The organism is Amycolatopsis sp. cmx-4-83 (genome assembly GCF_046548815.1).
In the GTDB taxonomy this organism is placed as follows: Bacteria; Actinomycetota; Actinomycetes; order Mycobacteriales; family Pseudonocardiaceae; genus Amycolatopsis; species Amycolatopsis pretoriensis_A.
Window position 1 is genome coordinate 470,799 of record NZ_JAEBEF010000005.1, and the last position, 21,493, is coordinate 492,291.

A 21,493-nucleotide genomic window follows, 5' to 3' on the forward strand; every position below is an offset into this window, starting at 1 on the left:
CAGAGCCAGCCCGAATAGGACAGCAGGTGGAAGCCCCACAAGGAACCCCTAGTTACCCGTAGGTAACCCACTCGGCTTACATCGGAAGGAGGGAACGGGTGTTAGCGGTCGCTAACTTGGGGCCTTAATATGGCCGGATGCCGGCGAACCCCACTCCGCTCGTGAACGGCGAGAAGGCGAACAGACGCGAACAGATCATGTCCGCGGCCGCCGAGCTGTTCGCCCACCACGGCTTTCACGGCGTCGGCATCGACGACATCGGGGCCGCGGTCGGCATCTCCGGTCCGGCGCTCTACCGGCACTTCCGCAGCAAGGACGCGATCCTCGGCGAGATGCTGAACTCGATCAGCCGCTACCTGCTCGACGGCGGCACGAAGTGGGCCGCCCGGCCGGGCACGCCGGACGACACGCTGGCCGGCCTCGTGGCGTTCCACGTCGGCTTCGCGCTCAACCACCCGGCGCTGATCACCGTCCAGGAGCGCAACCTCGCGAACCTCACCGACGCCGACCGCAAGCAGGTGCGCGCGCTGCAGCGCCAGTACGTCGAGGTGTGGGTCGGCGCGATCCGCGAAGCGATGCCGGATCTGGGAGAACGACAGGCGCGGTCGGCGGCACACGCCGTGTTCGGATTGATCAACTCGACCCCGTACAACCGCCATCTCGGTGACGGCGAGCTCGCCGAGCTGCTCTCCCGGCTCGCGCTGGGTGCCCTTCGCGCGGTGGGATGACCGTCCCGGATCAAGGTATCCCCACAAGGGGCGCGGCTGGTGTTTGATGGGGCACGTGGAAGCGGACTGGAACGAGCAAAAGCTCGTCGAGAAGGCACAGCGCGCACTGACCGCGTTGAGCCTCGGCGACGATGCGGAAGCCCTCGTCGAGGTCGCCCCGACGGCCGCCGAGCCGCAGGCCCGCGCGGACGAGACCAAGGCGCTGATGCTGCTGTTGTTCGGCGAGTGCAGCGCGATGGTCGCCACCCTGGGCGACGGCGGCAGCGCGCCGGTCAAGGTCCAGGTCTTCGACGAGGACGGTGAAGAGGTCTCGATCGACCAGGCCGACCCGCCGGTGCGGACCGCGGTGCGGACGCTGCTCGCGGAGGTGCACGGCAACACGGAGGCGGCGCAGGAACAGGTGGAGATCGCACTGGCCAACGCGGCCCCGGACGAGGTCGACAGCCTGGTGCTGCAGGCGCTGCGCTGGACGATCCGGCTGTCGGTCGAGTGCCTGGACCGCGACCTGCCGGTAGCTCCCTGGATCTCGGAAGCGGTCTCGGACTAGGCGCGGAGGCCGTCGACGATCACCGCCACGATCCGGGGTGCCCGCTCGTCCCACTCGGCTTCCGGGATCCGCGACAGCGCTCCGAGGAGCAGGATGACATCGGCGGCGTCGACCCCGGCGCGGATCTCCCCGGCGACCTTTCCCCAGTCCAGCAGCGTTTCGAGCGCTTCGTCGAGCCGGTGGTGCTGGCCGGAGTAGAGGTCCTGCCACGCCGGCACCTCGATCGCCGCCATCACGCCGCGTTTGACGCGCGCGTACTCGACCAGCCGCTCCAGCCAGCGGGACAGCGCGCCGAGCGGGGAATGCTCCGCCAGCAACGGCGCCACCGTGTCGACGAGCTGGGTCAGCTCGGCCCGGTAGACCTCCGCCAGCAGGTGCTCGCGCGTCGGGAAGTGCCGGTAGAGCGTGCCCTGCCCGACGCCTGCGGCCTTGGCGACCCGGTGCAGCTTCAGGTCGTCGACCGCGCCGTTGGACTCGCTCAGTTCCGCCCGCGCGGCCTCGACGATCCGGTCGCGGTTGGCGACGGCGTCCGAACGGCGCTCACGACCGGCCACGGCACTCTCCTCGCATAAGTGGACAACTGTCCGGTAGGGTTAACCGGACAGTTGTCAGTTTAACGGAGGACCCCATGACCAACGGACTGGACAAGGTCGTCGCGATCACCGGCGCGAGCAGCGGGATCGGCGAAGCGACCGCGTGGGAACTCGCCGGCCGCGGGGCGGCGGTGGTGCTCGGCGCCCGGCGCACCGACCGGCTGGAGGCGCTCGCGCGAAAGATCCGCGACGACGGCGGCCGCGCGGAGGTGCTGGACGTCGACGTGACGCGGCGCGCCGATCTCGAGCGGCTCGTCACGCGAGCCGTCGACCGCTTCGGACGCCTCGACGTCCTGGTCGCCAACGCCGGTGTCGCCCGGATCGCGCCGGTGGCCGACCTCGACGTCGACGCCTGGGACGCGATGATCGACGTCAACCTCCGCGGTGTCCTGCACGGCATCGCCGCCGCGCTCCCGGTGTTCCGCGCGCAGGGCCGCGGCCACTTCGTCACGACCGTCTCGACGTCGGGACTGAAGATCGTCCCGGCCCAAGCCGTCTACGCGGGCACCAAGAACGCCGTGCGGACACTGCTGGAGGCACTGCGGCAGGAGTCCACCGACGGCGTCCTGCGCACGACGTCCATCTCGCCGGGGTTCGTGCGCACCGAACTCGTCGACCACGTCGAGGATCCCGCACAGCGCGAGCAGGCCCAGCAGGCGATGGCGGCGCTCGGCATCAGCCCCGACGCCGTCGCGCGGACGATCGCGTTCGCCATCGAGCAGCCCGACGACGTCGAGATCGGCGACCTCACCATCCGGCCCACGCGGCAGGGCTGAGTCAAGGACGCAGCGAGCGGACGATCGGCGCCAGGTACAGCTCCGCCAGCCGGCGGCGCTGGACGTCGTCGTCGACCGGCAGAACCGTGTCCGGCGTCAGCACCAGCGACACGACGATGCGGATCAGCAGCTCGGCCATCCCGTCGACGTCCTCGGCGGGCAGGCTGAGCCGCCCGGCGGCGATCTCCGCGTGGAAGTGCGCCGCGATCCGGGCGCGCGCGGCCGCGAACAGGCCGCCGGCCTGGACGGTCAGGTGCGGCAGGATCAGCTCCGGCTCGGTGCGCAGCAGGCGGTTGAGCAGCCGGTGCCCGCGCAGGTACCCGAGGGAGAAGCTCAACCCCTCGATGAGCTTCTCCTCCGGGGAGCCCTGCGCCTCGACGACGGCGTCGACCTTCGTCAAGAACCGCTTCATCTCCCGCAGGATCAGCGCGTTGAGCAGCTGGTCCTTCTTCGGGAAGTACCGGTAGATCGTCACCCGCGAGAGCCCGACGCGGCGCGCGACGTCGTCGACGGTGAACCGCCGCAGCCCGAAGTCCTCCGCCTGGGTGAGCGCCGCACCCATGATCCGTTCCGAGGTCTCGTCGCCGGGGAGCTCGGCTTCGAGCGCGTGCTTCAGGAGATCGCGCATGCGCCGACTTTACATCTTGACGGAGATTGTTTCATGCGTTCTAGTGTTACACGACACAGGGAGGCTCGGATGGGTGAACGCGAAGCCACCGCCGAACGGCTGCTCCGCTCGAGCGCCCGGCTCTCCTACGACCCGGACGTCGACGTCCACTGGGCCGCGCCGCTGAACGAAGACCAGTTCTTCATCCCCGAAAAGCTCGTCTCCCTCTACGGCACGCCGGTGTGGGACGCGCTGAGCCGCGAGCAGCGGATCGAGCTGTCGCGCCAGGAGCTGGTGAACACCGTCAGCGTCGGGATCTGGTTCGAGCTGATCCTCATGCAGATGCTGCTGCGCGCGTCCTACCACCAGGACCCGACGACCCGGCACGTGCACTACGCGCTGACCGAGGTCGCCGACGAATGCCGGCACTCCACGATGTTCGCCCGGCTGATCGAGCACGTCGACGGGCGGCCGTACCGCAACAACCGCTGGCTGCAGCTGTCCGCGCAGGCGCTCCCGTCGATCCTGCACGGGCCGGCGATGTGGGTGGCGACGCTGATCGGCGAAGAGATCTTCGACGCGCTGCAGCGCGAGCACCTCGACGACGAGACGGTGCAGCCGGTGGTGCGCGCGGTGATGCGGATCCACGTGACGGAGGAGGCCCGGCACGTCCGGTACGCGCGGGACGACCTGGTCCGCTCGCTGGCCGAAGCCCCTTGGTGGCGCAAGGAGTTCGCCAGGGTCGTGGTCGCGGTGGGTGCGCTGCTGATGTCCCGGCTGCTGTCGCGTCCGCGGCAGTACCTGCGCGCGGGGATCGACCCCGGCGTCGCGGTGGCCGCCGCGCGGACGAGCCCGCACCGGCGCGAGACGCTGGCCTTCGGGGCCCGCAAGCTCGTCCGGTTCCTGCGCGAGAACGACCTGATCGGCGGTCCGAGCGCGGTGCTGTGGCGCCGCGCCGGAATGCTCTAGACGAAGGGGAAGCCATGGCGCTCAAGGACCTGCTCGCCGCCGGCACCGGCCGGCTCGCCGATCGCATCGCCACCGCGGGTGACGAAGCGGGCGACCGCGCGGACGACGTCGCCTGGCGGGTGGCGAAGCTGTCCGACCGCGCCGCGGAACGGCTCGGCGACTACGCGGCCGAGACGTCGCGGCGGGTCGCGAACCGGTTGGTGCGCCTGGGAGAACGCGTCGGCGGCCGCTAGCCCAGCAGCACCTTCACCAGGCCCGCGATCTGGCCGGACTCGATGAGGAACGAGTCGTGGCCGTACGGCGAAGTCACCACCGACGCCTCCGACGTCCCCGGGATGCCCGCCGCCAGCTCTTCCGACTGGTACAGCGGGTAGAGCCGGTCGCTGTCGACGCCGCCGATCACCGCGCGGGCCGTGATCCGGCCCAGCGCCGCCGCCACGCCGCCGCGGTCGCGGCCCACGTCGTGGGTGTTCATCGACTCCGTCAGCACCAGGTAGCTGTTCGCGTCGAAGCGGCGGACCAGCTTGTCGGCGTGGTGGTCCAAATAGGACTCGACGGCGAACCGCCCGCCGCGCAACGGGTCTTCGTCGCCCTGGTAGGTCCGGCCGAACCGCTGGGCCAGTTCCGGCTCGCTGCGGTAGGTGACGTGCGCGATCCGGCGGGCGATGCCGAGGCCGGCCGCGGGTCCCGCGGACTGCGAGTAGTAGTCGCCGCCGTGGAAGAACGGGTCGCTGCGGATCGCGTGCAGCTGCGGGGCCGCCCAAGAGATCTGCTCGGCCGACGCCCGCGCGGTGGACGCCAGCACCAGCACCGAAGCCACCCGGCCGGGCAGCGAAACCGCCCACTCCAGCGCGCGCATCCCGCCCATGGAGCCGCCGACGACGGCCGCCCAGCGGTCGATGCCCAGGTGGTCGGCCAGCACCGCCTCCGAAGCGACCTGGTCCCGCACCGTCACGACCGGGAACCGGCTGCCCCACGGCCGGCCGTCGAAGTCCGACGAGGGCCCGGTCGAGCCCTGGCAGCCGCCCAGCACGTTCGGGACCACGACGAAGTACTCGTCGGTGTCCACGGCCTTCCCCGGCCCGATCAGCGCGTCCCACCAGCCCGCGTTCGGGTGCCCGGGCACGAGGGGACCGGCCGCGTGGCTGTCGCCGGTCAGCGCGTGCTCGACGAGGATCGCGTTGGACGCGTCGGAGTTCAGCGTCCCCCACGTCTCGTACGCGAGCGTGAAGGACGGCAGCACGCCACCGGCCTCCAGCGCGAGCGCGCCGGGGCCGGTGACGAACTTCCGGCGGCCTGGCGGATCACCGATCCGCCAGGCCCCGGTGACGGGGTCACCCGTCACAGTTCCGCCTTGGCCGCCCGGAATCCGGCCTCCAGGTCGGCCTTGAGGTCCTCGATCCCCTCCAGGCCGACGGCGAGCCGGACCAGGCCGGGCGTGACGCCGCTGGAGAGCTGCTCCTCCGGGTTGAGCTGGCTGTGCGTGGTCGACGCCGGGTGCACGATCAGGCTGCGGACGTCGCCGATGTTCACCAGCTGGCTGTGCAGCTCGGTGCCGTCGACGAACTTGCGGCCCGCGTCGACGCCGCCGCGCAGGTCGAACGACAGGACCGCGCCCGCGCCGCGCGGCAGGTACTTCTGCGCCGCGGAGTAGAACGGGCTCGACGGCAGGCCCGCGTAGTACACCTTCTCGACCTCGTCGCGCTGCTCCAGCCACTCGGCCAGCGCCTGCGCGTTCGAGACGTGCCGCTCGAGGCGCAGCGACAGCGTCTCGATGCCCTGCAGGATCAGGAAGCTGTTCAGCGGCGCGATCGCCGCGCCGGTGTCGCGCAGGATCTGGACGCGCGCCTTGGCCGCGTAGGCACCCGGGCCGAGCGCCTCCCAGTACTTGAGGCCGTGGTAGCTCGGGTCCGGCTCGTTGAAGCCCGGGAACTTCGCCGGGTCCTTGCCGAAGTCGAACGTGCCGCCGTCGACGAGCACGCCGGCCACCGTGGTGCCGTGGCCGCCGAGGTACTTCGTCGCGGAGTGCACGACGACGTCGGCGCCGTGCTCGATCGGGCGCACCAGGTAGGGCGTCGGCACCGTGTTGTCGACGACGAGCGGGACGCCGGCCTCGTGCGCGACGTCGGCGACGCCCCGGATGTCGAGGACGTTGCTGCCCGGGTTGGCCAGCGTCTCGGCGAAGAACAGCTTCGTGTTCGGCCGGACGGCGGCGCGCCACTGCTCCAGGTCGTCCTGGTCGTCGATGAAGGTGACCTCGATGCCGAGCTTCGGCAGCGTGTAGTGGAAGAGGTTGTAGGTACCGCCGTAGAGCGACGGGCTCGAGACGAAGTGGTCGCCCGCGCTCGCGAGGTTGAGGATCGCCGCCGTGGTCGCGGCCGAGCCGGACGCGAACGCCAGCGCCGCGACGCCACCTTCGAGCGCGGCGAGCCGCTGCTCCAGCACGTCCTGGGTCGGGTTCATGATCCGCGTGTAGATGTTGCCGGGCTCGGCGAGGCTGAACAGGTCGGCGCCGTGCTGGCTGTCGCGGAAGACGTACGACGTCGTCTGGTAGATGGGGGTCGCCCGCGCGCCGGTCGCCGGGTCCGGCGCGGCGCCCGCGTGGATCTGCTTGGTCTCGAAGGACCAGGCCGAGGTGTCGTCCGCGCTCATCGGTTCTCCTTGCGGCTCAAGGGCTTCAGGGGGCTGCCGGGACGAACCTACTTGGGCTGAACGGAGCACCCAACTTTTCCCACGTCCTGGGAGTACCACGCACTTGGCAAACTAATCTCTCTGTGACTAAGATACTTTTACAGAGAGATTCACAGGCATGGAGGTAATCGGGATGGAACGGGTACAAGTGCTGGTCGTGGGGGCCGGACTGGGCGGACTGTCGGCGTCGTTGTTCCTCGCGCAGGCCGGAGTGGACGTGCTGACCGTCGAACGGCACGCCGGAACGTCGGTCCATTCGCGCGCCGCCGGGCAGAACTGGCGCACGATGGAGCTGTTCCACTGGGCGGGCATCGACCGCGAGGTGCTGGCGGTGAGCCCCCGTGCGTCACAGGGGCTGCGGATCACCGTCGCGACCAGCCTGGCCGGGCGCGTGCTGCACCGGCTCGCCGAGGACGGCAGCGAGTTCGACGTCTCGGCCTCGACCACGCTGCCCGCCGGCATGGCCGGGCAGGACGTCGTCGAGCCGATCTTGCTGGCGCACGCGGAGAAAGCGGGTGCGCGGGTCCGCTTCCGCACCGGACTCGTCGAGCTGACGCCGGACGCCGACGGCGTCACCGCGACGCTGCGGCACCGCGATTCGGGTGAAGAGACGGTGGTGCGCGCGGACTACGTCGTCGCGGCCGACGGCGGCCGCAGCGGCATCCGGGCCCGGCTCGGCATCGGGACCACCGGGATGGACGCGCTGAGCCACTGCCTCGGCGTGGTGTTCGACGCCGACCTCGGCGACCGCGTCCAGGCCGGCGTGACCGACCTGTTCTACCTGCAGCACCCCGAGTTCACGGCCGGGCTGGTCAACACCGACGTGCCGGACCGGTACGTCTTCGCGCCGGACTACTTCCCGGAGAAGGGCGAAAGCCCGGCGGACTTCACCCCCGACCGGCTGGTCGCGATGATCCGCAGCGCCACCGACCTGCCGGACCTGGACCCGAAGATCGTCTGGACGGGGTCCTGGGAGATCGCCGCCCGGCTGGCCGACCGCTTCCGGGACGGGCGGGTCTTCCTGATCGGCGACGCGGCGAAGGTGACCCCGCCGACCGGCGGGATGGGCGGCAACACGGCGGTGGGCGACGCCGCGGACATCGCGTGGAAGCTCGCCGCGGTGCTGCGCGGCGAAGCGGGGCCGGGACTGCTCGACACCTACGAAGCCGAACGCCGTCCGATCGCGCGGATGGTCGTCGACACGTCCCTGCACAACATGAAGCAGCGCATGCACCCGGGCCTCGACGTCTCCGGGATCACGCCGGCGGAGGACCCGCTGGGCATCCTGCTCGGCTTCCGCTACCGCTCGACGGCCGTGCTGTCCGAGGAGCCCGACGACGGCGCGCGCGTCGAGGACGTGCACGCGCCGACCGGGCGGCCCGGGTTCCGCGCGCCCGGCCTGGAGTCCACTGTGGACCTGCTCGGCCGGTCGTGGGTGCTGCTCTGCGCGGGCGACGGCTCGGCGTGGACGCCGGCCGCCGCTTCGGCCGGCATCGACTGCCACGTCGTCGACGGCGAATTGTTCGCTTCGCGTTACGGCCTTTCGGAGGGCGGCGCTTCGCTCGTTCGCCCGGACGGCATCGTGGCGTGGCGCGCACCTGCGCCCGTCGACGACCCGGAGGCCGAACTGCGGCGCGTGCTCGACGCGGTGCTTTCGCGTCAGTCGCACTGAACGCGTCCGTCGGCACGGCAACCCGCTGACCCCGCGGACGCGAGACTGCTGGGCCGAGAGGAGCCGGTGAGCCGCACGACGTCTGACGTCGCTCACCCCGCCGCCGGGCGGTGGGCGACGCCGGCGAAGTGCTCGTGCAGTTCCCGCACGTGCTGGGCCCAGAACAGCTGGCGCCCGCCACGGGTGCGCGGGACGGCCAGGCCCTTCCGGCTCGCGAGCCGGAAGAAGCCCGGTCCGGCGTCGTCGGTGCCGAGGTTGCGGACGAGCGCGCCGAGCAGCCGTTCGCCCGACTCCGCGTACGCCGCCTCGGAAATCCGGTCGAGCAGGTAGGCCATGCTCGCGCGGCCGGCCCCGGTCGTGAAGTCGAACCCGGCGACGCCGGTGGTGCGCACGAGCGCGGCGGCGAATTCACCGTACGAGGTGGTCCGGTCCGCCACCGCCCTGGCGATCAGGATCGTCCGGCCCGCCGCGATCATCTTTTTCCATTCCGCCACGTCACGTCCGTACAACCCGATCACCTCGCGCTTTCGAAACCGGTCACCGCGAACAAGCGCGAGAGAATGCCACAAGATCGGCTGGCGCTCTCACCGGGGTATACCCTTGCCCCGCAAGGAGATTCATTACCGAGTGGACAGTTCTTTTCGGTCTCCCGGCGGCAACGACAGGAATTTTCGGCTATTGCGAAAATCGGGGGAACCCTCTGGGAACGCGAGCACGAGTGCCATAGAGTCGGCCACTCCTCGACCCGGAGAAGATCTTCCGGGACGCCATTTCCGGAAGATGCCAGGAGTGCGGTGAGCAAAACGCGGGACCGGCCTTCGTTCGACTTCTTCGCGTGGGCGCTGCGCGCCTGCCGGGCCGAGGGGACCACCGGCTCGCTCTACCTCGCGGGCCGTCCGGGCGGCGTGTTCCGCCAGGCCGTCGTCCGCAGCAGCGGCGGCTACCTGGCCATCGCTCCGTCGTCGCCGAGCACGACCATCAGCGCGAGCTTCTCGATCGAGCGCATCGGCTCGATCCTCACCGCCTGTGCCCGACTCCCTGGCTTCCGGCGTGGTCGACCTGGCCACCGGCATGCTGCTGTCGGTCGAGACCACCGACGCGCACCCGCCGGAGGTGCTGGACCTGCTGGCCGGGGCGCCCCTCGGCCTGTTCCAGGGCCGCACAGTCGTGATGATCGGAGACATCTTCAAGGAACGCCGCGTCCTCGCCGTCGCGCGCCGCGTGGTCAAGAGCGTGGAGCTCTGACCCCCTGAACGCCTACCGGGGCGGCGCGTCCGCCCGCCGCCGCCCCGGTAGGCCCCCCTTCAGCGGCGGCCGAGCACCCAGTGGAAGGTCGCCGGGCCCTCCGGCTCCTCGAGCGTCGCCGGTTCGTCCACTTCGAGCGTGAACCCGGCCGCTTCGAGCAGCCGGCGGTTCTCGGCGGACCCGTTGCTGCTGAAGAACATCGGGGTCCCCAGCCATTCGGCCTCGACACCGTTCGCTTCGCCGCGGCCGAGCGCGGCGAGGAACCGGCCGCCGGGCCGCAGCCAGCCGGCGATCCGCGCGAAGAGCGCGCCGTGTTCTTCCCGGGGCACGTGCAGGACCGAGTAGAACGCCGTGACGGCGTCGAAGCTGCCGTCCGGAAAGGACAGCCGGGTCATGTCGCCCCGCTCGAACCGCGCGCCGGGGACGTTCCGGCGGGCCAGCTCGAGCTGGGCCGCGGAAAGGTCGACACCGAGGACGTCGTGGCGCTCGGCCAGCACCGCGGTGCACGGCACGCCCGCCCCGCACCCGAGGTCGAGGACGCGGGCGCCGTCGGGGAGCCGGTCGTTCAGCTGCGCCAGCAAACGCATCCGCGGCTCGTCCTCGATCCGGGCGCTCCACTCGAGGTAGCGCTCCGCCGAGCTGTCGTAGCCGGATTCGACGATCCGCCGGGGCTCGCTCACCCCTTCGACCCTACCGAGCCGTCCACCGGTTTCTCGGCCAGAATGATGCCGTGGTGTCGGTGCGCAGCGTGGTCGACCGGGTGGGGCCGACGCTGCTCCACGCGCTCCAGGTGCCCGAGGACTCCCCCGCGGTCGCCGACGTCGTCATCGCCGAACCCGGCGGCGCGGTCACCCTGTCGGCAGGCGACCTCGTGCTCGGCGTCGCCACGACCGGTCCCGAAGACGCCGCCGAGCTCGTGCGCCAGAGCGCCGGGCAGGGTGCCGCCGCCGTGCTGCTCAAGCCGCCGGTCGCCGGCAAGCCGTCGGTGAAGCGGGCCGCGAAGGCGAGCGGGATCGCGCTGGTGCAGGTGCACGCGGCGACGTCGTGGGCGCAGCTCGTGTGGCTGCTGCGGACCGTCCTCGACGCCCTCGCCGACGAGTCCGAAGACCTCGACCCCGGCTCCGGCGACCTCTTCCGGCTCGCCGACGCCGTCGCGTCCGTCGTGGACGCCCCGGTGACCATCGAGGACACCAACTCGCGCGTGCTCGCCTACTCCGCGCGCCAGGACCTCACCGACCCCGCGCGCGTCGCCACGATCATGGGCCGCCGCATCCCCGACGACGTCCTCGCGCGGTTCCGGTCGCGCGGGGTGTTCCGCGAGCTGTCGCGCGGCCGGCAGACGATCTTCGTCCCCGCCCAGCGCGACGGCACGCTGCCGCGGCTGATCGTGCCGATCCGGATGGGCGGCGAGCTGCTCGGCTCGATGTGGGCGGTGGTCGCCGGGCCGGTGTCCGACGAGCGCGCGGCCGCGTTCGCCGACGCCGCCCCGGTCGTCGCGCTGCACCTGCTGCGGCGCCGCGCGCACACCGACGCGCAGCGCCGCGCGTCGGCCGAGCTGCTGCGCGGAGTGCTCGAAGGCCGCGCGAACCCGCGCAAGGCGATGGCCGAGCTCGACCTGTCCGACGAGCCGCACCGCGTGGTCGTCATCGAGGTCACCGGCGGCGACGGGCGCGACGCCGAGGGCCTGCGCCTCGCGCTGCTCGAACGCATCTCCCAGGGCATCGGCAGCCGCCCGGTGGCGACCGAGCTGGGCGGGCTGCTCTACGCCGTGGTCCCGGACCGGCCGGGCCCCGGCGGGTGGGCGGAACTGCGCGAGGCTCTCGTCGCGACGGGACCGTCCCGTCGCGTCGGTGCTCCGCGCGCCGCGGCGGGTGCGCCCGGCGAGATCGGCGACCTCTCGGCGTCGCGTCTGCAGGCCGACGAAGCCCTCGGGCTGCTGCGCGCGGAGCTGCTCGACGCGCGCGTGATCACCTTCGACGAAGCCTGGACGGCGCTGACCCTGCACCGCGGCGCGACCGCGGCGGCCGGCGCGAAGGTCGCCGAGCTCGGCCCGCTGGGCGCGCTGCGCGCGCACGACGAGACGGGCAAGGCCGGCTACGTCGAGACGCTCTACGAGTGGCTGCGCCACCCCGGCGACCCGCGCGCGGCGGCGCGGGAGCTGCGCATCCACCCGAACACCCTCCGGTACCGGATGCGGAAGCTCCTGGAACTGGTCCCGCTGGACCTCGACGACCCCGACGTCCGGCTGGCGCTGATCACGCAGCTCGTGGCGCTGCGCTGGAGCTGATTGCGCCGTTCGGCCCAGTACGCGACGCATGCGCTGCTCCGCATGGATCGCGCCGATCGTCCGGATTGTGTTTTCCAGCCGAAAGGTGGTGGATTCCGGTGATCGCCTGACGCATTTTCTCTGCACCACCCGGCGCGGCCGGGTCATCGCACGAGGAGTTGTCCATGAGCAGTTCGGTCAGCAGGGCTCTCAAGCTGGGCGCGGTGTCCGCGCTGTCCCTCGTCGCCCTGGTCGTCCCGGGCGCCACCGCCGGGAGCGCCGTCGCGGCGCCGTCCGGCGACTGCTTCACCCCCACCCAGTCGGCGGACCGGAGCAAGGACGGCCACGCCGACAGCCTGTCGCCCGCCGAGGCAGCCCGCGTCGAAGCGGACATGCAGAGCAAGCTCGCCGGCAAGCGGACGGCGTTCAAGGCCGCGGCGGCGGTCTCGATCCCGGTGTACTTCCACGTGATCACGAGCGGCTCGACCGGCAACCTGCCGGCGGCCACGATCACCAAGCAGATCTCGGTGCTGAACAGCGCTTACGGCTCCAAGGGCTTCAGCTTCTCACTGGTGAGCACCGACTACACGAACAACTCGACCTGGTACAACGGCATCACCGACGGCACCTCGGCCGAGCGCAACATGAAGAACGCGCTGCGCAAGGGCGGCAAGAACGCGCTGAACATCTACACCGCCAACCTCGGCGACGACCTGCTCGGCTGGGCGACGTTCCCGTGGAACTACAACTCGCAGCCGAAGCTGGACGGCGTCGTCATCCTCGACGAGTCCCTCCCGGGCCGCTCGGCGACGAACTACAACGAGGGCGACACGGCCACGCACGAGGTCGGCCACTGGATGGGGCTCTACCACACGTTCCAGGGCGGCTGCTCCGGTTCGGGCGACTACGTGTCCGACACCCCGGCCGAAGCGACGGCGACGTCGGGCTGCCCGACGACCAAGGACACCTGCACGGCGTCGGGCAAGGACCCGGTGCACAACTTCATGGACTACAGCTACGACAACTGCATGTACGAGTTCACCGCGGGCCAGGGCACGCGGATGAACAGCTCCTGGTCCGCTTACCGCGCCTGAACAGGTTTCCGTGCAGGGCACCTCATGGCTTTCAAGTCCATGAGGTGCCCTGCACGGCACCACGGATCAGGAGCACTGTTTTGCCGCGAAGGACGCTCCCACAACCTCGTAGCTGAGGTCGGTCGCAATCAGCCGCGAAGGCCGCAGGTGCACCCGGAGGGTGTCCTGGTTCTCGTGCAGGTACGCCCGGAACCGCGGATCCCACCGTTCCTCGTCCGCACCGAGGTACCGCACCAGTTTCCGGTGCCCGCGCGGGACGTCGAACGGGCGCAACTCCGCGGCACCGCTCGCCACCACCTGCCGGACCAGCCCGGTGTCCAGCTCGCAGACGTCCACCGTGAGCGCGATCCGCGGCCGCTCGCGAATCCGCGCCGGCAGGCGCGACCACTCGCCGCTGAGGATCCAGAACGCGCCGCCCTCCCAGAGGTACCAAGTGGGCCGGACCGTCGGGCCGTCCGTGGCCACCCGGGCGGTGAGCGGCCGGGCGAGGAACTCGTCCACGTCGAACGTGCTCATGCGACCAGCAGCGTCTTCCCCACCGTGGCGCGGGATTCCATCGCCGCGTGGGCGTCCGCCGCCTTCTCCAGCGGGAAGCGCTGGCCGATCACCGGCACCAGCCGGCCCGCCGCCGCTTCCGCCAGTGCCGACTCCGTGAACGCCCGCAGCTCCGCCGGGCTCCCGATCGAGCGCACCAGGGAAACCCCGTGCGCGGCAGCGTCCTCTTCGGACACTTCCGCCCACGAACCGCTCGCCAGCCCGTAGACCGCCATCCGCCCGCCTCGCCGCAGCGCACCGAAAGCGGCCGCGCCGATCGGGCCGCCCACGCCGTCGAAGACGACGTCGACCGGCCCCACCTCGGACACCCAATCCGGGGCCAGGTAGTCGACCACGGCGTCCGCCCCGAGCACCCGGGCCACCTTCGCCGGACCGCCCGCCGCGCCGATCACGACCGCGCCCGCCGCCTTCGCCAGCTGGACCAGCAGGCCGCCGACACCGCCCGCCGCGGCCTCGACCAGGACTCGATCGCCGGGGCGCACGCTGGCCGCATGCACCAAGCCGGTCGCGGTGCGGCCGTCCGCGAGCACCGCCACCGCCGCGTCGAGTTCCAGGGAAGACGGCACCGGGAACACCGCCGTCGCGGCCACCGCGACGCGCTGGGCGTAGCCGCCGGAACCGCCGGTCGACGTCACCACCCGCTGCCCGGCCAGTCCCGGGTCGACGCCCTCGCCGACCGCGCTGATCACCCCGCCGACGCCGTTGCCCGGGATCACCGGCGGCGTCACCCGGAACGGCCCGGGCGCGCCCGCCCTCAGCTGCGTCTCGACGAACGTCGTGTTCACGAAGGCCACTTCGACCAGCACCTGACCGGGCCCGGCGACGGGATCCGGTGCCTCCCCGGGGACCAGCACCTCCGGGCCGCCGAACTCACGCAACCACACAGCTCTCATGCGCCCACGCTGCAACTTCAAGTGAAGTCGAAGTCAACGGTGTTGTCCGCCGAGCACCACGAACCCGGCGAAAAAATGTCCGTGCAGCACGATGACACCGCCGTCCGGGTGGCTCACCGTGAGTGGCACCACCGCACCGATTTTCGACGCAGACCGACCCAGGAGGCCGACCGTGCGTATCGCCGTTCCCCGTGAGATCAAGAGGCACGAGTACCGGGTCGCGCTGACCCCGGCCGGCGTGCACGAGCTGGTCGGGCGCGGGCACGACGTCTTCGTCGAGACCGGTGCCGGCACCGGGTCGTCCATCTCCGACGAGGAGTACGTCGCCGCCGGCGCGAAGATCCTCGCCACCGCCGACGAGACCTGGGCCGAGGGCGAGCTCGTCCTCAAGGTCAAGGAGCCCATCGCCGAGGAGTACGGCCGGCTCCGGCGCGACCAGGTCCTGTTCACCTACCTGCACATCGCCGCCGACCGCCCGCTGACCGACGCGCTGCTGGCCGCCGGCACCACCGCGATCGCCTACGAGACGGTGCAGACCGCCACCGGCGCGCTCCCGCTGCTCGCCCCGATGTCCGAGGTCGCGGGCCGGCTGGCCCCGCAGGTCGGCGCGTTCTCGCTGATGAAGCCGAGCGGCGGGCGCGGTGTCCTGCCCGGCGGCATCCCCGGCGTGCACCCGGCGCGCGTCGTCGTCATCGGCGGCGGCGTGGCCGGCCTCAACGCCGCCCGCGTCGCGCTGGGCCTCGGCTCGGACGTCGAGATCCTCGACACCAACGTCGACCGCCTCCGCCAGATCGACAACGACTTCGGCGGCCGCATCCGCACGGTGACGTCGACCCGCCTGTCGGTCGAGGAGTCCGTGCTGCAGGCCGACATGGTCATCGGCGCGGTGCTGGTGCCGGGCGCGAAGGCGCCGAAGCTCGTCTCGAACGAGCTCGTGTCGCGCATGAAGGCCGGCAGCGTGCTCGTCGACATCGCGATCGACCAGGGCGGCTGCTTCGCCGACTCGCGCCCGACCACCCACGACGAGCCGACCTACACCGTGCACGAGTCGGTCTTCTACTGCGTCGCGAACATGCCGGGCGCGGTGCCCCGGACGTCGACCTACGGCCTCACCAACGTCACGCTGCCCTACGCGGTCCAGCTGGCCGAGCACGGCTGGAAGGCCGCGCTGCAGGCCGACGCCGCGCTCGCGAAGGGCCTCAACACCCACGACGGTGCCCTGACCAACGGCCCGGTCGCGGTCGCGCACGACCTGGTGCACACGCCGCTGGACACCGTCCTCGCCTGACCTACCTCACCCGAGCGGGTCCCTGTCGTTCCGCGGCAGGGGCCCGCTCCCCTTTCGCCACCAGCCGTCGCCCGTACGCGATGGCCGGCTGCTCGACCCACTTCCGGAGACCGCACGCGAAGAGCAGCGCCACGGCGGAGGTGGCGACCGCCTTCCCCAACCCGGTCGGGAACAGCAGGCCGGTCACACCCGCCGCGCCCGTCTGGGCCAGGTAGAGCGCGTAGGAGCGGTCGCCGATGAACGTCAGCACACGGCTCGAGAGCACCCTCCGCACCGGCCCCGCCGAGACCACCGCGACCAGCAGCAGCGCCGCGCCCACCGCGTAGACCGGGACGACGAACTGCCAGTTCCCGCCGAGCGCCCGCCCCAGTGGCTTGACCGACAGCTGCAGCGCGCAGAACACGAGCGCCACCAGCGTCGCCGCGGCGGGGCTGGTCAGCGGCCGCAGCACGGCGAACCCGCGCGGGTGGTGCAGCGCCAGCGCGAGCAGGCAGCCGACGACCAGCGAGCCGTAGTGCACGGACAGGCTCGCCCACTGGTGCGCGGGAGCCAGCGGCAGGACGCCGAGCACGAACCCCAGCGCGCCCGCGCCGATCAGCAGGCGCAGCGCGGTCTTGCCGGTCTTCGCGAACGACGTCAGCACGAGCAGCGCGGGCCAGGCGAGGTAGAACTTCTCCTCGACGCCCAGCGACCACGACGTCGGGTACGGCGTGTTGAAGTCGACGACTTCGTTGAGGAACGTCAGGTAGTACGGCATCGCGTCGGCGAGCCGGCTGCTCCCGTACGTCCCGGCGAGCGTCACCGCCAGCGCCGTCAGGCCGAGCAGCAGGAAGTACACCGGCATGATCCGGAAGACGCGGCGGAGGTAGAAGGCGCGCACCGAGATCCGGCCCGTGCGGTCTTCTTCGCGCAGCGCCAACGTCGTGATCAGGAACCCGGACAGCACGAAGAACAGCTGGACGGCGATCCAGCCCTGCAGCCGGTCGAGCGCCGGGCCGCCGTAGTGGAAGAACACGACGGCCAGTGCGGCGAGCGCGCGCACGCCGGTCAGGCCGGGGAACCACGACGACGACCGGTACGCGGCGTGGTCGAGGGGCCGCCAAGAGATGATCATGCGCGCAGCGTCGGCCGCGGACGCTGAACGGGACCTGAAGCGAGCTTAAGACGTCTTCAGCTCCGGGAGCGTGACGACGAACCGGCTGCCCGCTTCGGCCACGGCCGTGCCACCGTGGGCGCGGGCGATGTCGGCCACGATGGCCAGGCCCAGCCCGGACCCGCCGTCGTCGCGGGCACGGGCGTCGTCGAGGCGGACGAAGCGGTCGAAGACGCGCTCGCGGTCCGCTTCCGGGATGCCGGGCCCGTCGTCGGTGACCGTCAGCACGACCTGTCCGTCCACAGCGGACACCGCGACGACGACCCGGGACACCGCGTGCCGCTCGGCGTTGTCGACGAGGTTGCGGACGAGCCGTTCCAGCCGCGACCGGTGCCCGCGCACCACCGGCGTCCCGCTGACTTCGACGTCGGCGCGCCCGGCCGCGACGGTTTCGGCCACTTCGGACAGTGCCACCGGTTCGAGGCGAGCCGGGCCGGCGTGGTCGAGCTTGCCGAGCAGCACGAGGTCGGCGACGAGGTCCTGCAGCCGGGTGATGTCGAGCAGCGCGTTCTCGCAGGTGTCCCGCCAGTCGAGCCGGTCCGGGTGCGCGAGGAGGACCTCGAGCTGGGTCCGCAGCGAAGCGAGCGGGGTGCGCAGTTCGTGCGACGCGTCGGCGGTGAACCGGCTCTGCCGGGTGACGGCCTCGTCGAGCCGCGCGAGCATGGTGTTCATGGTCCCGGCGAGACGTGCGATCTCGTCGCCGGTGCCCGGTTCCGGCACCCGGCGGCCCAGGTCGTGCGCGCCGATCTCGGCGACCTCGCCGCGGATGGCCTCGACCGGCCGCAGCGACCGGCGGACGGCGAGCCACGCGATGACGCCGATGAGCAGCGCGACCGCGGGAACGCCGGCGGTGAGCACGGTCCGGACGGAGTCGACGGCCGCCTGGCCCTCGGCGTCGATCTCCACGCCGGCGAAGACGTCGTACTTGCTGTCCCCGCTGACGGCGTGGACGACGTGCACGGTGAGGGTTTCGTCGAGGTCGCGCAGTTCGGGCGCGCACCCGACGGAGGCCTGGTCGCTCCGGACGATCTCGTACGGCCGGAGCGTGTCGAACGCGGCGAGCGTGGCCCCGTCCAGGACCGGGCAGGAGACGAGCCGCCTACCGGCGCGATCGGTGACCTCGTAGATCGAATCGCGCACGAGCAGGGTCAGGCCGGCCGGCTCGGCACCGGTGTTCAGCAGCTGGACGATCGCGTCGGCGTGGGCGTCGGCGAGCTGCGCGGCGGCGTTCCGGAGCCGGCTCTCCGCCTGGAGCACGAACCACACGGAAACCGCCCCGAGCGCCACGACCGATGCGGCGAACGCCGTGAGCGCGACGCGGAAGCGGGTCGAGCGGAGGAACCTAGGCACCCGCGGTCACCACGAGGTAGCCGGCGCCGCGGACGGTCCGGATGGTTTCGGCGCCGAGCTTGCGCCGCAGCGCGCTGACGTGCACCTCGACGAGGTTGGCGGTCGCGGCTGCGGCGAAGTCCCAGAGGTTGTCGAGCAGTTCGGCTTTGGTGACCACCTGTCCCGGCCGCTGCACCAGGTAGGCGAGCAGGGCGAACTCCTTGGTGGTGAGCGCGATGTCGGCCCCGCCGCGCCGGCAGGTCCGGGCGGCCTGGTCGAGCTCGAGGTCCCCCAGCCTGAGGACCCCCGGCCGGGTGGCGCCGCCCCGCCGGATGAGCGCCCGCAGCCGCGAGAGCAGGACACCGTAGGAAAAGGGCTTGGGCAGGAAGTCGTCGGCACCGGTGTCGAGCGCCTCGATCTCGTCGTCCTCCCCGTCCTTGGCGGTGAGCATGAGGATCGGCGTGCTGTTCCCCTGTTCCCGCAGCCGCCGGCAGACGCGGTAGCCGTTCAGCCCCGGCAGCATGATGTCCAGGACGATGGCGGAGTAGGGGTGTTCCCCGGCGAGCCAGAGCGCGTCCCGCCCGTTGTGCGCGACGTCGACGGCGTACCCCTCGGCGCTCAGCCCGGCCCGCAGCGCCTCGGCGAGCCGCCGCTCATCCTCGACGAGCAAGATCCGCATCGCGCCACGATGCCACAGGGAAGAGGGCCGACACCGGGAAGCCGCGCGTACCACACCGCGACTCGACCCGGACGCGGCAACGCCGGGAAGCCGCGCGTGCCGCACCGTGGGGGGTCCGGGGGCTCGGCCCCCGGGCAAAAGGACGAAGTCGCGCGACGGAGCGAAGCCCGGAGCAGAGACGAAGGGGCGACCCGCTCAACCAGCCTGGGGGTCACTGGGAGCGGGCCGCCGATACCCAGCTTAGAGGTCTTTGCACGACTTCGCTGCACCGGGTCGCCAAGTCGAACGAAATGTTTACCAACTTGATCTGTCGCGCTCGGCAAACCCTCAGGTCACGCACATCGCCGGTTGCGGAACGTGACGAAGGTCGCTCCCGGCCGGTTCGGCAGTTCCGTGCGCGCGAGCGGCGGCGGTAGGGCAGGATGACGCCGCATCAGCGGGGAACGTTAGGGGACGGTATGCACGACGGCAGTGGCCGGATTGTGGTGCAGAACCTGAGCAAGCAGTTCGGCGCGGTGAACGCGGTGCAGAACCTCAGCTTCACGGTCGAACCGGGGTCGGTGACGGGCTTCCTCGGCCCGAACGGCGCCGGCAAGACGACGACGTTGCGCATGCTGCTCGGGTTGGTGACGCCCACGTCGGGGACGGCGACGATCAACGGCCGTCCGCACTCGCAGCTGGGGAATCCGGCGCGGGTGGTCGGCTCGGTTTTGGAAAACGAAGGTTTCCACCCGGGCCGCACGGCCCGGAACCACCTCCGGGTGTACGCGGCGGCGATCGGCGTGCCGGACCAGCGCGCGGACGAGGTGCTCGGCCTGGTGGGCCTGGGCAGCGCCGCGGACCGGAAGGCGGGCGGGTTCTCGCTCGGCATGCGGCAGCGGCTGGCGCTGGCCACCGCGCTGCTCGGCGACCCGCAGGTGCTGGTGCTGGACGAGCCGACGAACGGCCTCGACCCCGAAGGCATCCTGTGGTTGCGGAACTTCCTCCGCTCGTACGCGCGCGAGCAGCGGCGGACCGTGCTGGTGTCGAGCCACCTGCTCAACGAGGTCGAGCAGCTGATCGACCAGGTCGTGATCATCAGCCAGGGCGTCACGCGCTACTTCGGCCCCCTGGAGCAGCTGCGCAAGAGCCAGCAGTCGCGGGTGCTGGTGCAGCCGGCGGACCCGTCGGCGCTCGTGAAGGCGTTGCAGGAGAACGGCATCACCGGCGTTTCGCCGACTCCGGACGGCCGGGTCGCGGTCGCCGGGTCGAGCGTCCAGCAGATCGGTGACATCGCGGCGAAGGCCGGCATCGCGGTCTACGGGATGCAGGAGGACCACGCCGACCTGGAGCGGATGTTCTTCCAGCTGACCCAAGGCCAGTACGCCGGCGCGCCGGGTTACCCGCCGCAGCCGCAGTACCAGGGCCCGCCGCCCGGGTACCCGCCGCAGCAGTACCCGCCTTCGGGCCCGCAGCAGCAACAGCAGCAGCACTGGGGAGGACCGCAGCAGTGATGGGCAACCTGATCAAAGCGGAGTTCCGCAAGACGCTGTCGCTGAACACGTGGTGGGTGCTGCTGATCCCGCTGGCGCTGGTGGCGTTCTGGCTGACCTTCGTCTGGGGCAAGATCACCAACGACTTCGCGGACTTCATCGGCTCGAGCGACGCGCGCGAGGTCGCGGGCGCGGTCGGCCTGGACGCGAGCAAGCTGCCGGTCGGGCTGCTGGCGTTCGCGCACGGTGTGAACATCGCGCAGCTCATCCCCGGCCTGTTCGGCGTCTTCGCGCTGGCGGGCGAGTACCGCAGCAAGACGATCACGACGACGTTCCTGACCGCGCCGAACCGGATCACGGCGCTGACCGCGAAGATGCTCACCTACGTGGCGTGGGGCGCGATCTACGGCCTGGTGAGCTTCGGCGTCTCGGCGGTCGCGGTGATGGCGTCGGTCGACTCCGGCCGGTGGCCCAGCGCGGGCCAGTGGCTGGCCGCGCTCGGCGGGACGATCCTGGCCTCGGTGCTGGTGACGCTGTTCGGCATCGGGTTCGGCGCGGTGCTGCGCAGCGTGCCGCTGGCCGTGGTGCTGTTCCTGGTGTGGTTCCTGATCGTGGAGAACGTGCTGGTCATCGCGCTCTGGGGCCCGGTCGACATCCTGGGCGGGATCCTGCCGAACGGCACCGCGAACGGGATCGTGGGCGGGATCGCGGCGGACGCCTTCGGGATCAACACGCTGAACCTGCCGGGCGGCGTCGACCACTGGTCGCAGCTGGGTCTGCAGCTCGCGGCGGGCGCGCCGGGCGTGATCTCGTGGTGGGCGTCGGCGCTGATCTTCTTCGCCTGGACCATGCTCTTCTTCGGCCTCGGCTGGCTGGGCAACCAGAAGCGAGACATCACCTAGGTTTCACCCGTCCGTGAAGGCCACCCCGACGTCG

General features: G+C 71.5%; 23 protein-coding genes. 12 read left to right on the forward strand and 11 right to left on the reverse strand.

The features are described 5' to 3' along the window. Window positions 1-137 precede the first annotated feature (137 nt). Window positions 138-728, forward strand: a complete 591-nt coding sequence (locus ACLJQM_RS18015; RefSeq protein ID WP_247018936.1) for a TetR/AcrR family transcriptional regulator — start codon at window positions 138-140, stop codon at window positions 726-728. A 46-nt stretch (window positions 729-774) separates the two neighbouring features. Beyond that, window positions 775-1,275, forward strand: coding sequence for a hypothetical protein (locus tag ACLJQM_RS18020; RefSeq protein WP_360765165.1), 501 nt, complete (start codon window positions 775-777; stop codon window positions 1,273-1,275). On the opposite strand, the gene ACLJQM_RS18025 is transcribed toward ACLJQM_RS18020, so the two are convergent. Next, window positions 1,272-1,829 carry a TetR/AcrR family transcriptional regulator gene (locus ACLJQM_RS18025; RefSeq protein ID WP_410632083.1) on the reverse strand — a complete coding sequence of 186 codons (558 nt, stop codon included), beginning with the start codon at window positions 1,827-1,829 and terminating at the stop codon, window positions 1,272-1,274. The genes ACLJQM_RS18020 and ACLJQM_RS18025 overlap by 4 nt on opposite strands. A 74-nt stretch (window positions 1,830-1,903) precedes the next feature. Between ACLJQM_RS18025 and ACLJQM_RS18030 the strand changes: the two genes are divergently transcribed. Continuing rightward, window positions 1,904-2,644: an SDR family oxidoreductase gene (locus ACLJQM_RS18030; protein WP_410632084.1), complete on the forward strand. Its 741-nt coding sequence runs from the start codon at window positions 1,904-1,906 to the stop codon at window positions 2,642-2,644. Between the two features lies 1 nt (window position 2,645). Here ACLJQM_RS18030 and ACLJQM_RS18035 read toward each other — a convergent pair whose 3' ends face one another. Next, window positions 2,646-3,272 carry a TetR/AcrR family transcriptional regulator gene (locus ACLJQM_RS18035; RefSeq protein WP_410632085.1) on the reverse strand — a complete coding sequence of 209 codons (627 nt, stop codon included), beginning with the start codon at window positions 3,270-3,272 and terminating at the stop codon, window positions 2,646-2,648. A gap of 69 nt (window positions 3,273-3,341) precedes the next feature. Here ACLJQM_RS18035 and ACLJQM_RS18040 point away from each other — a divergent pair, with 69 nt between their 5' ends. Both ACLJQM_RS18040 and ACLJQM_RS18045 read left to right on the forward strand, forming a co-directional pair. Further along, window positions 3,342-4,220 carry an AurF N-oxygenase family protein gene (locus ACLJQM_RS18040; protein ID WP_360765157.1) on the forward strand — a complete coding sequence of 293 codons (879 nt, stop codon included), beginning with the start codon at window positions 3,342-3,344 and terminating at the stop codon, window positions 4,218-4,220. Between the two features lie 14 nt (window positions 4,221-4,234). Then, on the forward strand, window positions 4,235-4,453 hold the full coding sequence (locus tag ACLJQM_RS18045) for a hypothetical protein (protein WP_247018925.1): 219 nt from the start codon (window positions 4,235-4,237) through the stop codon (window positions 4,451-4,453). On the opposite strand, the gene ACLJQM_RS18050 is transcribed toward ACLJQM_RS18045, so the two are convergent. Together ACLJQM_RS18050 and ACLJQM_RS18055 are read right to left on the reverse strand one after the other, a co-directional pair. Beyond that, a complete protein-coding gene (locus tag ACLJQM_RS18050; RefSeq protein ID WP_410632086.1) occupies window positions 4,450-5,565 on the reverse strand; it encodes a homoserine O-acetyltransferase in 1,116 nt (371 codons plus the stop codon). The genes ACLJQM_RS18045 and ACLJQM_RS18050 overlap by 4 nt on opposite strands. After that, the gene (locus ACLJQM_RS18055) at window positions 5,562-6,872 is read right to left on the reverse strand and encodes a bifunctional o-acetylhomoserine/o-acetylserine sulfhydrylase (RefSeq protein ID WP_247018923.1); all 1,311 of its coding nucleotides are present in this window, start codon (window positions 6,870-6,872) and stop codon (window positions 5,562-5,564) included. The genes ACLJQM_RS18050 and ACLJQM_RS18055 overlap by 4 nt, the downstream gene beginning before the upstream one ends. Window positions 6,873-7,044: 172 nt before the next feature. Here ACLJQM_RS18055 and rdmE point away from each other — a divergent pair, with 172 nt between their 5' ends. Continuing rightward, the gene (gene rdmE / locus ACLJQM_RS18060; protein ID WP_410632087.1) at window positions 7,045-8,583 is read left to right on the forward strand and encodes an aklavinone 12-hydroxylase RdmE; all 1,539 of its coding nucleotides are present in this window, start codon (window positions 7,045-7,047) and stop codon (window positions 8,581-8,583) included. A 92-nt stretch (window positions 8,584-8,675) separates the two neighbouring features. Here the strand turns inward: rdmE and ACLJQM_RS18065 are convergent, their stop codons facing one another. Further along, window positions 8,676-9,077 (reverse strand): hypothetical protein, encoded by a 402-nt coding sequence (locus ACLJQM_RS18065; RefSeq protein ID WP_410632088.1) that lies wholly within the window; start codon window positions 9,075-9,077, stop codon window positions 8,676-8,678. A gap of 532 nt (window positions 9,078-9,609) precedes the next feature. On the opposite strand from ACLJQM_RS18065, the gene ACLJQM_RS18070 reads away from it, so the two are divergent. Continuing rightward, complete coding sequence (locus ACLJQM_RS18070; protein ID WP_410632089.1) at window positions 9,610-9,828, forward strand: hypothetical protein; 219 nt, start codon at window positions 9,610-9,612, stop codon at window positions 9,826-9,828. A 59-nt stretch (window positions 9,829-9,887) separates the two neighbouring features. Here ACLJQM_RS18070 and ACLJQM_RS18075 read toward each other — a convergent pair whose 3' ends face one another. Further along, window positions 9,888-10,508, reverse strand: coding sequence for a class I SAM-dependent methyltransferase (locus tag ACLJQM_RS18075; RefSeq protein WP_247018916.1), 621 nt, complete (start codon window positions 10,506-10,508; stop codon window positions 9,888-9,890). Window positions 10,509-10,558: 50 nt separating this feature from the next. Between ACLJQM_RS18075 and ACLJQM_RS18080 the strand changes: the two genes are divergently transcribed. Together ACLJQM_RS18080 and ACLJQM_RS18085 are read left to right on the forward strand one after the other, a co-directional pair. Continuing rightward, a complete protein-coding gene (locus tag ACLJQM_RS18080; RefSeq protein ID WP_410632091.1) occupies window positions 10,559-12,115 on the forward strand; it encodes a PucR family transcriptional regulator in 1,557 nt (518 codons plus the stop codon). A 164-nt stretch (window positions 12,116-12,279) separates the two neighbouring features. Further along, the gene (locus ACLJQM_RS18085) at window positions 12,280-13,188 is read left to right on the forward strand and encodes a zinc metalloprotease (protein WP_410632092.1); all 909 of its coding nucleotides are present in this window, start codon (window positions 12,280-12,282) and stop codon (window positions 13,186-13,188) included. A gap of 66 nt (window positions 13,189-13,254) precedes the next feature. Here ACLJQM_RS18085 and ACLJQM_RS18090 read toward each other — a convergent pair whose 3' ends face one another. Then, window positions 13,255-13,704 carry a pyridoxamine 5'-phosphate oxidase family protein gene (locus ACLJQM_RS18090; RefSeq protein WP_410632093.1) on the reverse strand — a complete coding sequence of 150 codons (450 nt, stop codon included), beginning with the start codon at window positions 13,702-13,704 and terminating at the stop codon, window positions 13,255-13,257. Then, window positions 13,701-14,636, reverse strand: coding sequence for a zinc-binding dehydrogenase (locus ACLJQM_RS18095; RefSeq protein WP_410632094.1), 936 nt, complete (start codon window positions 14,634-14,636; stop codon window positions 13,701-13,703). Before ACLJQM_RS18095 ends, ACLJQM_RS18090 begins: the two co-directional genes overlap by 4 nt. 172 nt (window positions 14,637-14,808) lie before the next feature. On the opposite strand from ACLJQM_RS18095, the gene ald reads away from it, so the two are divergent. Then, on the forward strand, window positions 14,809-15,924 hold the full coding sequence (gene ald, locus ACLJQM_RS18100; RefSeq protein ID WP_247018908.1) for an alanine dehydrogenase: 1,116 nt from the start codon (window positions 14,809-14,811) through the stop codon (window positions 15,922-15,924). Between the two features lies 1 nt (window position 15,925). Here the strand turns inward: ald and ACLJQM_RS18105 are convergent, their stop codons facing one another. The 3 genes from ACLJQM_RS18105 to ACLJQM_RS18115 are packed head-to-tail and all read right to left on the reverse strand — an operon-like array spanning window position 15,926 to window position 19,085. After that, window positions 15,926-17,038 (reverse strand): acyltransferase family protein, encoded by a 1,113-nt coding sequence (locus ACLJQM_RS18105; RefSeq protein WP_410632095.1) that lies wholly within the window; start codon window positions 17,036-17,038, stop codon window positions 15,926-15,928. 45 nt (window positions 17,039-17,083) lie between these two features. Then, on the reverse strand, window positions 17,084-18,427 hold the full coding sequence (locus ACLJQM_RS18110; RefSeq protein ID WP_410632096.1) for an ATP-binding protein: 1,344 nt from the start codon (window positions 18,425-18,427) through the stop codon (window positions 17,084-17,086). After that, a complete protein-coding gene (locus tag ACLJQM_RS18115) occupies window positions 18,420-19,085 on the reverse strand; it encodes a response regulator transcription factor (RefSeq protein ID WP_360765126.1) in 666 nt (221 codons plus the stop codon). The genes ACLJQM_RS18110 and ACLJQM_RS18115 overlap by 8 nt, the downstream gene beginning before the upstream one ends. A 458-nt stretch (window positions 19,086-19,543) precedes the next feature. Between ACLJQM_RS18115 and ACLJQM_RS18120 the strand changes: the two genes are divergently transcribed. Both ACLJQM_RS18120 and ACLJQM_RS18125 read left to right on the forward strand, forming a co-directional pair. After that, window positions 19,544-20,578: an ABC transporter ATP-binding protein gene (locus ACLJQM_RS18120; protein ID WP_247018899.1), complete on the forward strand. Its 1,035-nt coding sequence runs from the start codon at window positions 19,544-19,546 to the stop codon at window positions 20,576-20,578. After that, window positions 20,578-21,459: an ABC transporter permease gene (locus tag ACLJQM_RS18125; protein ID WP_247018898.1), complete on the forward strand. Its 882-nt coding sequence runs from the start codon at window positions 20,578-20,580 to the stop codon at window positions 21,457-21,459. Before ACLJQM_RS18120 ends, ACLJQM_RS18125 begins: the two co-directional genes overlap by 1 nt. Window positions 21,460-21,493 lie beyond the last annotated feature (34 nt).